This window comes from Teredinibacter purpureus (assembly GCF_014217335.1).
Taxonomy (GTDB): domain Bacteria; phylum Pseudomonadota; class Gammaproteobacteria; order Pseudomonadales; family Cellvibrionaceae; genus Teredinibacter; species Teredinibacter purpureus.
Map to the genome: position 1 here is coordinate 268261 of NZ_CP060092.1, position 15308 is coordinate 283568.

The following is a 15308-nucleotide window of genomic DNA, read 5'->3' on the forward strand; positions in this document are numbered from 1 at the left end:
AATTACCACCATAATTCATCACCACAGCGTCTGTGCTTGGCCATATTTACTCGTTACGCTTAAACCACACTGTAAAAACTGGCTCTAATACCGTCTAATAGAGCCAATACCTCTTTAACTTATTGGTCACAGGATTCTCCAATGCCCTCTTTATTGATGCGCCTAACAACGTTATTGATCGCCAGTACACTCCTGCTCACGGCTTGTAGTGAAAAACCAGCCGTTACCACTGATGATCCTCAACTGAGCCCAAATGCCAATACGAGTACCGTGGCGCCGGCAGAGGCCGTAGCGCCAATTAGGGCCAATAAGTCCTTAATTAAAGTATTAGATATTTCTGAACGCTCGCGCGAAGGTCGCAATGGCATAGCCGTTACCTTTAACACCCCCCTCGATAGCCGCGCCGATATTAATTCGTTTTTCGTGATCGATAAACAACCACAAGGGCGTGTCGACGGCAGTTGGATAATAGGAAAAGACACGCGAAAAGCCTGGTTTATGAATGTTGAGCCCAACACCACCTATCACATCACCGTGAACCCAGGCTTGGTGGCCATGAACAAAAGTCAGCTGTTAACAGGCAGCGATGCCCTCGTCACTCTGCGTTCATTACAACCTTCAGTGAACTTCGATTCCGATGGGATGGTTTTACCCTTAGGTTACGCCTCAGGGCTACCCGTGGTGAGTGTGAATATTCCATCCATCGACATTGATTTTTTCCGTATCCGTGATGACCGCATTGCAGAGTTTGTTAATTTTACCCAGCGTAACGGTCGCGATAGCTGGTATGCCAATCGATTAGCAAAAATGGGCGAATTGGCTCACAGCGCGCGTTTCGATTTAAACCCACCTAAAAATACACGCGTTAAACGCGATCTCAATATCCAACAATTCGAAGCCCTCCGGCACGCGGGTTTATACCTCGCAATCATGCGGCCGGCAGGCGATTACGAAGACAAAATTATTACGTGGTTTGCAATTACGGATATAGGCCTGCACCTTCGGCACTATAAAAATCAATTAGATGTACACGCCGCCTCACTGACAACGGGTAAGCCGCTGGAAGGCGTCACATTAGAGCTACTCGACAAGAAGAACCGTGTACTTGCCTCTAACACCACAACACAAAACGGCCTTGCCAGCTTTAACGGCCACTTTGCCGAGGCCAGTGTGCTAGTGGGAACCGCCAAAAACCAATACACCCTTCTTAATTTGCGACAGCCTGCGCTCGACCTTTCAGAATTTGATCTTGGGAGCCGCCCCTCTCTCCCGCACGAACTCTTTATTTACGGCCCTCGTGATCTATACCGACCAGGAGAAACCGCCACTTTTAGCGCACTTTTGCGTGATCACGACGGTAAGCTAGGGCAAACCAGCGTACTCACCGCCAACATTCGAAACCCTTCGGGCAGTACCGCTAAAGCCTTTAAATGGAGCCCAGATGAACAAGGCTATTACCAATTAAGTTGGACCATTCCCAGCAGCGCGCCCACCGGAAAATGGGAATTGGTCGTCACTGGCCTGATGGAAAAACCCATTACGTATAACTTTAACGTCGAAGAATTTTTACCTGAACGCCTTAAATTAACCATGGGTGAACACCTTAAACGCACAGAAGTCTTGAACAAAGACACCAATGTCACCCTCCCTATACTCGGGGAGTACCTCTACGGAGCGCCGGCAGCTGGAAATAAATTCAGCAGCTTATTGCAGGTTTCAAAATGGCGCGATGCCGTGGAATCGTTAAAAGGTTACGAGTTTGGCGATATTGCCGACACTAACTACTCGGCGTACGAAGAATTGCAAGACATCACCCTTAATACCGACGGTAAAGCCTCTTTAAATATTCGCTCCTATTGGAATGACACCCGCTCGCCATTAAAGGTGAATATTGTGGGCAGTTTATTTGAATCTGGCGGTCGCCCGGTTACCCGTGCTCACCCTCTTTTAATTTGGCCAAAAAGCCATTTAATGGGTATTCGACCTCACTTTGGTGACACCAATCCCGAACCCGGTACTTCGGTAAAATTCGACATAGTCAACGCCAATAGCCAAGGCGAACTCGCGATTGCCGAAAACGTAGATATAACCCTAATTCGAGAAGACACCGAATACTTTTGGGAATACAACGAACACCAAGGTTGGCACTGGAATTACACCGAAAAAGAATTTGTTGTCGCCACGGAATCGATTAGCCTCGACGACACCACCGCCGGCACCGTTAGCTTTCCCGTTGATTGGGGCGAGTACCGATTAGAAGTACGCAATGTTGAGACCAATAGCCTATCTAGCCTACGTTTTTTCGCGGGTCACAACTGGTATTACGATTGGGAAAATGCCGACGACTCCGTCGCGGCACGGCCCGATAAAATCAATCTCGCTCTGGACAAAAATGCCTATAGCCCAGGCGACGTAGCCACGCTAAAAATCTTACCGCCCGCCGACGGTGAAGCACTCATTTTAGTGGAGTCTGATAAACCTTTATGGAGTAAAAAAATAGCGGTTAAAGCCGCCGGCAGCGTGGTAGAAATCCCCATTGACCCCAGCTGGGACACGCACAATCTTTATATCTCGGCCTTGTTAATTCAGCCCGCTGGAAACACGCTTTCCACCACGCCTAAGCGCGCACTCGGCCTCATTCACTTACCGCTCGACAGAAGCGAGCGCAAGCTAGACATTCAAATAGAAGCGCCAGAAAAAGTACTCCCAGAAACGACCGTAACGGTGCATGTATCGCTCCCCTCTAACACCACACAAGGTTCGGTAAATACCGCCAGCCATAACGCTCGCGTTACCTTGGCCGCCGTCGATGTTGGTGTTCTGAATATTAGCGACTTTGAAACACCCGACCCCTTCGGTTACTTCTTCAGTAAGCGTCGCTACGGTATCGACGCAAAAGATATGTACGCGGACGTAATCGAGTTCAACCAAGCCGACCCCGCCGAATACCGTTTTGGTGGCGATGCTGATCTTGTGCGCGGTGGTAACAAACCGAAAAGTGATGTGCGAATTATCTCGCTCTATAACGGCCCCGTAGCCTTCGACGCTAGCGGGAAGGCACAGGTCAAATTCGATATTCCAGACTTTAATGGCCGTCTCCGTTTAATGGCCCTTGCCTATAGTGATATCGGTTACGGTAGTCACGAAAAAGAGATGACCGTTGCAGCACCGGTCATTGCTGAAATAGCCATGCCACGTTTTTTAGCCAAAGGCGACCACAGCGTAATAGCACTCGATGTCCAAAACCTAACGGACGAAACACAAACACTTACCGTGAACACTCACATAACCTTACCGTTAGCCATCACATCGCCAACCACCGCTAAACCACAAACCTTCACCTTAGCGTCGAAAGAAAAAACCACGCTCCGCTACAACATTCAAGCCCTAGGGCACGATGGGCAAGCCACCATTCAAACCGATATTAGTGGTGAAGGCTTCGACGACTTTACACGGCGCTGGCAGTTAGGCTTACGCCCTGCCTACCCCGCCATCACAAAAAGTTTCTATACCGTTTTACAGACAGACGACATCTTCACGCTCTCGCCTGCACTGCTAGGCAATGCACTGCCCGATACCTTGCGCGCAGAAACCACCGTATCGCCGTCCATTAACTTAAATATTAACAACCAGCTTAACAATTTACTGGCCTACCCCTACGGTTGTTTAGAGCAAACCTCTAGCCGTGCGTGGCCTTTGGTTTATGCAACGGCCGAAAACCAAGCGCGCTTTAATCTCACCCCCATCAACGACACTAAACGATTCGAGATGATGCAAGCGGGCATCGATCGCATTATTAGTTTTCAACGTCGTAATGGTTCGTTTGGGCTATGGGGTAAAGACTCACCAGAAGAACACTGGCTCACCGTATACGCCACGGACTTTTTACTCACCGCACAAAAAATAGGTATGGATGTACCTCAGGCACCACTGCAAAAAGCGGTCGATCGTCTAAATCACTATTTACACAGTTCACGCACTTTTGTGCGACAGCGTTGGTCCAACGCCCCTAAACATTATGCCTTCGCAACAAAAGCCTATGCCGCCTATGTATTAAGTGAACTTAACAGCGCCCCTTTAGGCACACTGCGTAACCTCTATAACAAAGAATTTAACCACGCTAATTCTGGTTTGTCACAAATACACCTTGGCTTAGCCTTGCTCAATATGGGCGACAAACAAAACGGAACACTCGCACTAGAAAAAGCAACCACACATTTCGACAACGACTATGGTTACTGGGGCGATTACGGCAGCTCTATTCGCGATAGTGGTATGAGTATTCATTTACTGCTCAAGCATAACCAACACACAACCGCTGCGTTTGAATTGGCCATCGAATTGCAACACGCTGTTCGCGAGCGACAATGGCTCAGCACTCAAGAACGTATTAGTTTGTTTATGGCCGGTCTAACGCTAGAGAACAATGCCAACACACCGTGGAACGCCACATGGCAATTAGGCAACGCGCCCGCAGAAACGCTGCAACGCACTCTTTCGTGGTCTCAAAAATTAAGTGCCAATGCCCTTCAACAAGCAGCAAGCCTTACCTCTAAACATGGCGACCCCTTGTACGTTAGTACCACCATCAACGGTTACGGAGCGCAGGCACCAGCGCCCGAAAGCAGTGGCTTTGAAATAGAACGCACATGGTTCAATAGCCGCGGCGAACCCATTGTGCCTAAAGACGTTAATGCGGGTGATTTACTGCTGGGCCATATTGCCGTGACCGCCGAAAAACGAATACCCGATGCGCTCATCATTAACTTACTACCGGCGGGTTTTGAATTAGAAAACCAAAATTTAAATCACGCAATGAACTTACAGGCGTTTACCATTGACGGAGAGCTGCTCACTGAACTAGAAAAAAATACGCAGCTTAACTACAGCGAATACCGCGATGACCGATTCGTTGCAGCTGTTAACCAACCCAGCCACCGAGCGAGCCATGTCTTCTTTATGATGCGCGCGGTTACTCCGGGCCAATATCGCGTGCCGCCGGCAATGGTAGAAGATATGTATCGCCCAGAAATTCGCGGCATTAGCGATACCTTGGATACCATTACCATTTTGGCAGCCCCAGTAGCCACCGCACCCTAATGGCCCTAAATAGAACGATTGTTTCGGCCAATAAAACCTGCGCCTCTTCCTGCGGCGCAGGCAAGCTCGTCAACAATCGTTCTAACTTCACTGTAATTAATACGTGTAACTCTACGGTTATTTTCCCTTAGTGTTTATGAAAAAACTCACCCTTTCTACGCGCTACCCACGCACCATTCGACTGGCCTTTGCGCTGGGTATTATCGGTTTTCTATGCGCTGGGCTCGATTATTTTTACCCGCTCAACCTTCCTACCGACGACGATTTATTCGCCCGCGTTGTTGTCGACAGCAACGGACGCCCGCTGCGTGCATTCCCAGATTCGAAAGGCGTATGGCGTTACGCCATAACGTTAGATGACGTCTCCCCACTGTATTTAGACGCGCTGCTCAACTACGAAGATCGCCGCTTTTGGTATCACCCTGGCATAGACCCCATCGCCATTACCCGCGCCGCCATTGGCAATATTAAACACCAACGCATTGTCTCGGGAGGCTCAACCCTTTCGATGCAGGTCGCACGCTTACTTCACCCTCATTCACGCAGTTTTTCAGGCAAGTTTTACCAAATGTTACGTACCTTGCAATTGGAGTGGCATTTAACCAAAACCGAAATTCTAACGCTCTACTGCAACATCGCGCCCTTTGGCGGCACCATCGAAGGCGTGCAAGCGGCCAGCTATACCTATTTAAATAAACCTGCGAGCGACCTTACCCGCGCTGAAGCCGCCCTACTCGCCGTGCTCCCCCAATCCCCCACTCGACTAAGGCCGGACTTACACCCAAAGGCCGCCGAACAGGCACGTAACAAAGTGCTTGTTCGTATGGAACACTTTAATGAATGGACACAAGCGGAAATAGACGAAGCCAAAATTGAACACGTTTATGCGGTACACCGCAAACCCCAGCGTCACGCCCCACTTCTCTCACGGCGATTAGTCAAACAAGCGCGCCAGCTAAAAGGCACGGTTAAAACAACGCTTGATGGTGAGTTACAGCGCGCACTAGAAGATTACGTACGCTATTACGTAGAAGGCCAGCCAGACAAAACCTCCGCAGCCGTTCTTGTTGTCGACAACCAAAGCAATAACGTACTGGCCTATGTGGGTACCGCGCAATTTGGTGATCCCGCTCGGTTCGGCCATGTGGATATGGTGCAGGCCATTCGCTCACCCGGCAGTTTATTAAAACCCTTTTTAGTGGCCATGGCATTAGACAAAGGTTTAATTCATTCCCATTCATTGTTAAGCGATACACCCCGCCATTGGGGTGATTACCGGCCGGGCAATTTTAGCGGCGGTTTTTCTGGCCCGGTAAGTGTTACCGAGGCGCTACAGCGTTCGCTGAACATTCCGGCGGTCAATTTAATGCAACAATTTGGCCCCGCCGATTTTAACGCTCGCTTACAGAATGCAGGCTTACAGTTACACCGGCCAAACGGGCAAGACAATTTAGCCGTAATACTGGGCGGAGTTGGGCTCACGCTAGAAGACTTAGTACGAGGCTATAGCGCCTTCGCCAATCAAGGGCAAAGCCGACCACTGCGTTATTTTCAAACCACTCAAAACACACCACGCAAGCCAACGCAGGCCGTCGCGAATGCAACACGCGCCCCAAATGAAAGTCGTTATTTTTTTAGCCCTCAAGCCGCGTGGGTAACCCAAAATATGTTAAGCGAAATTCCTCGGCCCGGTAGTGTGCACAGTATTTCCGCCTTGGCAAACCACGAAAAATTCGCATGGAAAACAGGCACCAGTTACGGCTACCGCGATTCATGGGCTATTGGTGTAAGCCGTCGCTATACCATTGGCGTTTGGATAGGCCGGCCCGACGGTACTGCCAACCCTGGCGCCAGTGGACGCTCCCATGCGGGCCCTTTACTGCACGCCATTACCGATCACTTAGACCATGCTCGACAAGCCATTGCGCAACCCGACGGTATTACGCAACGGGAAATTTGTTGGCCTTTGGGCACTCTTAAACACGAACAACCCGACGCCCACTGCCACAAAGAACATCTCGCTTGGATCATTAACGACACCGTTCCGCCGAGCTGGCCCGATAGATTCCAACCACTAATAACAAACCCTATGCCTTACTGGGTTGACCGAGAATCGGGCATGCGTACCCACAAGCACTGTGAACACGGCCACAGTGCCGCACATTCGGCAGCACTGTGGCCATTAGACTTGGAAGCATGGTTGGCGCCGCGCTTTCGTCGCAGCGCATTACTGCCGTCGCTCTCCCCGAGCTGCGCTCCCCTGTCGGCTAATAGCCGCGAGATTAAAATAAACAGCCTTCAAAATGGCAGTCTCTATTCATCACCGGCAAATTCATCGGAACTGCCCAGTATTGCGTTGCAAGCAACAGGCGGAGAAGGTTTACATTTTTGGTATGTGAATGGGCGTTTTCACCATCGAGCCCCAGCGATGGCGTCATTAAATTTAACGTTTAGCGAACGAGGGGCATTTCAAATAGTGGTGGTGGACAGTGCCGGTAATATCGACAAAGTCTCGATAGAGGTACGTTAACGCGCAATAACGTACTGTTTCATCTTGAGTATTTTAAGCGTGTTTGAGTTTGATTGGATCCAGCGTAAAGTGTGTTTTTTCAAGCGCTTCTAAAAATGAAAAAGAACCGGGCGCACCCGTTTTTACTTCTAACCACACCGTTTTAAAAAAAGGCCTATTCAAATTAAATTGAATACCGAGAGCCCATTCGTGCCATCGATCTTCGCTCACTCGTTTTTTTGAACGCTGGTAGATTTGCTCGTTACACAAATCCAAATAGTTATACACCGCTTCTCTCGCAGCCGTTTGTTTCACTTTATCCAATGGTTGCCCTAAAAAAGCATCCACTGGAATTAAATGTGACAACTCGCGATATTGCTGATCAAAGGAATCCTCAAATGCGGCACTTGCTAATTTACGTGATTCCCAAATTTGCCATGCGGCAACCCCAACACCCACTGCGGTTGCAATAGATGCAATATTATCCCAATTCACAAAAAACCTCCCTTTCGCGGAACACAAGCTCATCAAACCTTATTCGGATACAGTTCAGCCAAGCTCACAGAGCGGCCATCGGCTTGCACAATTCGAACATGTTTACGGCTAAATTCCGATGGCTGTTGTAGGCCACACGAGTGTGCAATCATTTCAACGTCGTGGATCATTTTCTGCTGGTAGCGCGCCACTCTTACCGATTTATCTGCCACATGCAGCCCGCGTTGTAAGCGCGTATTATGCGTAGTAATACCTGTAGGGCAGGTGTTTTTATTGCACTGCATTGCTTGAATACAGCCTAACGCGAACATAAACCCACGCGCCGAGACAACGGCATCGGCACCCACTGCCAACGCCTCTGCTACATAGCTGGGAGAAATTAATTTTCCGGACGCAACTACTCGTATGCGCTCTTTCAGATTATGCTCAACGAGAATATCAATGAGTAACGGCAAGCTTTCACGCAAAGGTAAACCGACAAAATCCAGCAAGGGTTGCGGCGCCGCACCGCTACCGCCATCGGCGCTGTCGAGGGTAATAAAATCTGGGGCCTGTACGTTGCCTCTGGCATTAATGGCATCACACAACTCAATAAACCATGCAGGATCTCCCATCACGATTTTTATACCCACAGGCTTTCCGGTGACCAATCGTATATGATTAATCATCCCGAGTAGCTCTTCTGTGTTATTAATATCCGGGTGACGGTTGGGGCTGATAGAGGCCAGCCCTTTAATAATACCGCGAATGTCTGCTATTTCCGCGTTCACTTTTTCGGCAGGTAATATACCGCCTTTGCCCGGTTTTGCGCCTTGGCTTAGTTTTATTTCAAACATTTTAACGTTCGAGTGTGCCGCTAAGGCCTTCAGTTTTTCATCGCTCAAGTTGCCTTGCGCATCTCGCACACCGTATTTAGCGGTACCAATTTGCGCAATAATATCGGCACCACTGCGAAGGTGGTACGCCGATACCCCTCCTTCACCACTGTTAATCCAACACCCAGCCAGTTTTGCCCCCTCGGCTAAGGCGCGTACCGCCGGTTTAGACAAAGCGCCGTAACTCATACCGGAAATATTAAAAAAACTTTTCGCTAAATAGGGCACATCACAATGTGGGCCAAACTCAATAGGGCTCGGTGCTACCGTATCTTCATCTAACACCGCAAATACTGAATTTAAAAAATGATGTTCGCCCGGTTTTGAATCGACGCGACTAGAACCAAAGGCCAGTTCTGTAGGTACTCCCTTTGCCGCCCGATATACCCAACTACGTAAAGCCCGATTAAACGGCATTTCTTCCCTATCCATCGCGAAAAAATATTGTCGGAAGAACTCACCCAAATGCTCGAATAAATAACGAAACCGGCCAATAACGGGGTAATTCCGTCGAATCGTCGACTGCTGTTGATTAAGGTCGATAAAAAACACAACCACCACCCACAAAAAGGCGATTCCCATGCACAAAATAAACGCAGAGGCGATCAACGAAAAAAAGGTGTGTAATCCGGCTTCCATAAATAATCCTAAACGGCGTGTTGAGGGTCGCAGTATACGGAAACTCGGGGCAGGCCTAAACACTCCCCGCGCGGCCAAGCATGATTACTGTCGTGAAACCTAGTTAACGTAGCATTAAGCCGAGAATCCCTGCACTATATCGGCAACACCTAGGGTAAAATGCAGCCCCCCACGCTACCACCACCGTTTAGGCCGCATGATGAGCACACCACTTTCCCCAGACTATATTGCCCGCTTTGCCGGCGTGGGCCGCCTTTACGGTAACGCCGCCATGGCCGCACTTTCAACCGCTCACTTTGTGGTTATCGGTTTAGGGGGCGTAGGCACCTGGGCCGCAGAGGCGTTAGCGCGTTCTGGCGTGGGTGAATTAACATTAATTGAACTCGACGATATTTGTATCACCAACACTAACCGCCAGTTACACGCGCTCACAACACACATTGGGCAGTCTAAAAACCACGTAATGGCCGACCGCTTACTCGCGATTAACCCCGATATTAACGTGCATTGCGTGCACGATTTTCTCACCAAAACAAATATTGGCGATTATATTGGCGAACAGCATCATATAGTGCTGGACGCTATGGATTCGGTGCATGTTAAAGCCGCACTGGCGGCCTTTTGTAGCCGACATAAAAAACGTTTAGTCACGTGCGGCTCTTCAGGAGGAAAAACAGACCCCAATCGTATTCGAGTTGACGATCTCGGCTGCACCCAAAGTGACCCACTTCTGGCAAAAATGCGTAACCTCCTCTACCACTCACATAATTTCGCACGCAGTAAAAACCGGCGCTTTCGCATTGATGCGGTCTATTCCGATGAGCAAATGGTATACCCCAAACCCGACGGCTCTGTTTGTGGTAATAAACAGTTTTTACAAGACGGCGTAAAACTCGATTGTGCCGGTGGATTCGGTTCGTCCGTAATGGTAACGGGCAGTTTTGGCTTTGCGGCGGCGTCAAAGGCAATTGAACGTTACTTGAATACGCTATAAGCTCGCACGCGATCTCTTTCGCACTCTAGCGACGTAAGCCACATATTTAAAAGGCCTCTCTATGCACGACATCAAACTCACCAAACAACCGATAGAACTCTATAAAATTCTCAAATTTTCAGGATTGGTCGCCAGTGGCGGTGAAGCAAAAGCTGTCATTGTTGATGGCCAAGTATCGGTAAATGGGGTGGTAGAAACGCAGAAAAGTAAGAAAATTGTTGCTGGCGATACCATTACGTTAGGGGATGAAACGCTCAACATAAGCGTCGAATAAACCTGCCACAAGACCTATTGCAGCAACTCGCTACTCATATTTTAGGCCGCGCACCTCGAATACGACAAAACAAAGGCTCTACACTTACCGACCGCACTAGCAGGCTAACCGCGAGAACAAACGCAACGTATTGTTGCGTGTTGCTACCGCGATGTCGGCTGTACTTACCTGCCTCAATACTGCCAATTCCTGCGCAATTTCGGGCAAGTACTCTGGGCTATTCACCTGCCCTTGCTTCCCTTGCAATGGCATATCTGGCGCGTCGGTTTCCAATAACAAGCTTTCTAGTGGCATCGCTGTAATGGCTCTGCGCGTTTTCGCTGCGCGCGCATAGGTAATAGTGCCCCCCACCCCAAGATAAAAGCCCCGCTGCCAATATTGCTGCGCGAGCTCGAGGCTTCCGCTAAAAGCATGAACAACCCCGGTTAATCCCGAAAATTTGTTGATACATTGCACCAGTTCGTTATGTGCTTTCACGCAGTGCACAATTAAAGGCATTTGCCTCTCGACCGCAATCGCACAGTGCCATTCCAGTACCGCGACTTGATCTTTTAGGGGAATATTGCGTGTTGCATCTAAACCACACTCACCAATGGCTATACACGAAGGCTGCGCCACATGCGCGTGCAGCGCCTCTCGAAAACGTTCACAACGGCGAAAATAAGACGAATGGGGAGGCTCGCTGGCCGGCACACCATCACCTATTACCGAGTCTATCCACCACGGGTGTATGCCCACACCGTAATGCAGCACAGGGTTGTGCTCACACAACTGCTGCAGCGTGTTCCATTGGGCGGGCGAAGTGCCCGGCATCACAATATGCTGAACACCGCGTTCATCACACCGGCGCAAGATTGCCGTGCGCTGTGACGTAAACACATCGAAATCAAAATGACAGTGGCTATCAATAAGCAAAGGGGAAACGCTCGCACAATCTCAGGCAGAACGTCTGAGTGTGACAAAAAATGATGGCGAGCGCTAGGCGTTGATTGCTAGGTATTACCCGTTACTGAGATCTTTCTAACGTAAGGCTCAACCCGTTACGCGCAGTGCCGCGACCGATTCGTTCAGCGAGGCAACATCGGCATTGATTGCATCGGAAAAGCTACGCACATTGGACGCCACCTGAGATGTTTCCATTGCAGAGTCGGATATCGACGTAATATTACGGTCTATTTCCGTTGCGACATTAGACTGCTCGTGGGCAGCCGTTGCAATCAGCGTTGTCATCTCTTGAATATTACTCACGGCATCCACAATTTTTTGCAGCTCTTTATTGGCGTCCCCCATTTTTTCTGCACCCTCTTGCGCCGCGCTGGTGCTTTTACCCACCACAGAAACCGCCTTTGTGGTTTGATTTTGTAAACGCTCGATAATGCGTTGAATCTCTTCGGTAGACGTTTGAGTTTTTTGCGCCAGCGTACGCACCTCGTCAGCCACCACCGCAAACCCTCGGCCTTGCTCACCCGCACGCGCCGCTTCAATGGCCGCGTTTAGTGCCAGTAAATTCGTTTGCTCTGCGATACCGGTAATAACCGTTAACACCTTGCCAATTTCTTGCGCATCTAAATCCAACTGCTGCATAACACCTACAGCACCATCAAGGTTTTGCGACATATTGGCGATATTCTCGAACGACATTTCGACCACACGGTAACCGCTACCGGCATCCACATTCGCTTTACCGGCACTGGTGGCGGCTTCTGCTGCATGACTTGCCACTTCATTAACGGTCGCCGACATTTCATTCATCGCGGTCGACACCTGCTCCAATTCACGATTTTGCTTGCCCATAGAGGCTTCGGAGTTCTGCGCTGCTTGCCCTAAAGAACCTACCTGACCAGAAATGTTGGCCGTCAAGGCTTTTACGCGTGTTACCACATCCCCCACGCGTTTTATCATATTGTTATAGGCCGAAAACATTTGGCCTACTTCATTATCACTAGAGACTTCATCAATCGATTGTGAGAAATCGCCATTCGCAACCCCCAATAGACGTTCACGTAACAAGTGAATTTGCGCCATTAACCAATACATGCCTAGAACCTTAGCCGCAAGAGCGATGACGATAATCGCCAAACCCGCAAACAACGTAATGAGCTCGTTGGTTTTAAGCGAACGATTCGAGGACTCAGCGATCATTGTCACAGCAGTACTCATTTCGCTTAATGCGTTGAGGCTCTCGCTGTTTATCTTGGCTAATTCTTCTGTATTTTTCGACCGAATATACGCTGCAACCGTTAATTTATATTGCCGCCACACTCTCTCGACTTCTTTCAGTTGGGCGAGGACTTCGCTTGTGGGTATCGCAATACCCGCGCGCTTATTGCCCATCATTAAATCACGGTGCGACCGCTCAAACTCTGTAATCGTTTCTTGAACGACGCTTTGGGGCTCGGCTTCATTCGCCACCAGAAAAGCTTCCTTCGCCAAACGCTGCGTTAACATGCGCTGACGTCCCGCTACATCCACCGTATCGGCGGTGATGTCCAAGGTCAGATACATAGAGCCCGTAGAAATTACGGCCAATACAATTATCAGTAAAAACGATAGCGAGAACTGGCCTTTGATCGTTCTAATTCCCAATGACCTTACAATCCCATTTAACAGATATGCCAACTGATAACGCATTACAAACCTCTTTGCTAATTAACTTTTACACGTTGCTGTGGGGCGCCGCCAATAAAGGGCGGCTATGCTGTCAAAAGTATAGGCACCACGGTGACTTTTGCTTAAATTCCGAGAAAAGTACGCTTAAACCCCAGCGCACAGAACACTCGATTTATTTGTCATACAAGTTATAATCCGTGCCATACATTCACGAATAAGGGTGCAATTAATGAATCGACTCCTACGCATGGCCATTTCAGCCTGTCTCATCTCTAGCGGGCTCCTCTGCAGTTTGGCCGCCACAGCCAACATCACCGTCACAATTGATACTGGAAATGCTGGTGCGACCATCCATCGCAATATCTACGGTCAATTCATGGAGCACCTTGGCCGAGGTATCTACGAGGGTGTTTGGGTGGGAGAAGACTCTAAAATTCCGAACGAAGACGGTTACCGCAGCGATGTACTCGCAGCACTTAAAGACCTACAGGTTCCCTTACTACGCTGGCCCGGCGGATGCTTTGCCGACGAATACCACTGGAAAGATGGTATTGGCCCGCACAATAAGCGCCCCGTAACCATTAATACCACTTGGGGTGGTGTAGAAGACGACAACGCCTTTGGTACACATGAGTTTTTTGCACTAGCTGAAAAGCTCGATGCAGAAGTGTATATCAACGCTAATTTAGGCACCGGCACCCCACAAGAAATGGCCGCATGGTTGGAATACATGACGGCCGAAGGCCAATCCACACTGGCGAATTTACGCCGAGCCAATGGCCGAGATGAACCGTGGCGGGTGCACTATTTGGCGATAGGTAACGAAGCATGGGGCTGCGGCGGTACCATGACACCAGAATATTACGCCCATCTCTACAAGCACTATGCAACCTTTGCCAAAACCCCCGAAAATAACCGCCCAATTATGATTGCCAGCGGTGGCCACACTGCACAAACCGAATGGACCCAAACCTTAATGGAGCAAGTGCCCGAAACGTGGAGCATGCGCATGAATGCCATTAGCCATCATTACTACACCTTGCCTACCGGCGACTGGGATGTACACGGGCGCGCACTAGCCTTCGGCGAAGATGAGTGGTTTTCCACCTTAGATAACACACTGCGTATTGAAGACTTCATCAAAACCAATATCGCTATCATGGATAAACACGACCCTGAGAAAAAAGTGGGGTTTTATGTCGACGAATGGGGCACTTGGTACGATGTTGAACCCGGCGATAACCCCGGTTTTTTATATCAACAAAATACATTGCGTGATGCCGTACTGGCAGGCCTGAATTTAAATATTTTTCATGCCTATGCCGAACGTGTACAAATGTCGAATATTGCGCAAATGGTGAATGTGCTGCAGGCCATGATCCTCACCGATAAAGAAAAAATGTTGCTAACGCCCACTTACCATGTCTTTAAAATGTATATTCCCTTCCAAGATGCAACCTCGTTTCCGGTCAGCATTAAAGGTGATAAAGGTTACGCGTTTGGCGACAAGAGCATCCCCAATGTGAGCGTCTCTGCCGCACAAGATAAAAACGGCAATACGTGGTTAGCCTTAGTGAACACCAACCCTCATCACGCAAGCGACGTCACAGTTGCCGCTGGCCAAACCTTCTCGTCTGCCGAAGGCCACGTACTTACGTCCTCCGCAACCGATGCACACAACACCTTTGAAAAGCCCAACGCCATCGCACCACAAGCGTATTCCGCAACGGCTAAAGGTAAAAAACTGGTCTTAACACTGCCAGCAAAATCCGTAGTGGTGGTGCAACTACAATAACCGCGTTTTTTATAACG

9 protein-coding genes are annotated in these 15308 nt (G+C 49.3%); 5 read left to right on the forward strand and 4 right to left on the reverse strand.

Features of this window, described 5'->3' with window-relative positions; translation table 11 throughout:
* Positions 1 to 141: 141 nt before the first annotated feature.
* Complete coding sequence (locus H5647_RS01050) at positions 142 to 5100, forward strand: alpha-2-macroglobulin family protein (RefSeq protein ID WP_236074720.1); 4959 nt, start codon at positions 142 to 144, stop codon at positions 5098 to 5100.
* Positions 5101 to 5236: 136 nt separating this feature from the next.
* The gene (pbpC, locus tag H5647_RS01055; RefSeq protein ID WP_045855655.1) at positions 5237 to 7630 is read left to right on the forward strand and encodes a penicillin-binding protein 1C; all 2394 of its coding nucleotides are present in this window, start codon (positions 5237 to 5239) and stop codon (positions 7628 to 7630) included.
* 33 nt (positions 7631 to 7663) lie between these two features.
* On the opposite strand, the gene H5647_RS01060 is transcribed toward pbpC, so the two are convergent.
* Positions 7664 to 8104, reverse strand: a complete 441-nt coding sequence (locus H5647_RS01060; protein ID WP_045860936.1) for a hypothetical protein — start codon at positions 8102 to 8104, stop codon at positions 7664 to 7666.
* 32 nt (positions 8105 to 8136) lie between these two features.
* Positions 8137 to 9618 (reverse strand): FMN-binding glutamate synthase family protein, encoded by a 1482-nt coding sequence (locus H5647_RS01065; protein WP_045855656.1) that lies wholly within the window; start codon positions 9616 to 9618, stop codon positions 8137 to 8139.
* Between the two features lie 199 nt (positions 9619 to 9817).
* On the opposite strand from H5647_RS01065, the gene tcdA reads away from it, so the two are divergent.
* Both tcdA and H5647_RS01075 read left to right on the forward strand, forming a co-directional pair.
* On the forward strand, positions 9818 to 10612 hold the full coding sequence (gene tcdA, locus H5647_RS01070; RefSeq protein ID WP_236074722.1) for a tRNA cyclic N6-threonylcarbamoyladenosine(37) synthase TcdA: 795 nt from the start codon (positions 9818 to 9820) through the stop codon (positions 10610 to 10612).
* A 61-nt stretch (positions 10613 to 10673) separates the two neighbouring features.
* Entirely contained in the window at positions 10674 to 10886 is a 213-nt protein-coding gene (locus tag H5647_RS01075) for an RNA-binding S4 domain-containing protein (protein WP_045855658.1), read from the forward strand.
* Positions 10887 to 10982: 96 nt separating this feature from the next.
* Here the strand turns inward: H5647_RS01075 and H5647_RS01080 are convergent, their stop codons facing one another.
* Together H5647_RS01080 and H5647_RS01085 are read right to left on the reverse strand one after the other, a co-directional pair.
* Positions 10983 to 11801: a TatD family hydrolase gene (locus H5647_RS01080; protein WP_045855659.1), complete on the reverse strand. Its 819-nt coding sequence runs from the start codon at positions 11799 to 11801 to the stop codon at positions 10983 to 10985.
* 117 nt (positions 11802 to 11918) lie between these two features.
* Positions 11919 to 13517: a methyl-accepting chemotaxis protein gene (locus H5647_RS01085; RefSeq protein WP_045855660.1), complete on the reverse strand. Its 1599-nt coding sequence runs from the start codon at positions 13515 to 13517 to the stop codon at positions 11919 to 11921.
* A 208-nt stretch (positions 13518 to 13725) separates the two neighbouring features.
* On the opposite strand from H5647_RS01085, the gene H5647_RS01090 reads away from it, so the two are divergent.
* Positions 13726 to 15291, forward strand: coding sequence for an alpha-N-arabinofuranosidase (locus H5647_RS01090; RefSeq protein WP_045855661.1), 1566 nt, complete (start codon positions 13726 to 13728; stop codon positions 15289 to 15291).
* The last annotated feature ends 17 nt before the right edge of the window (positions 15292 to 15308 follow it).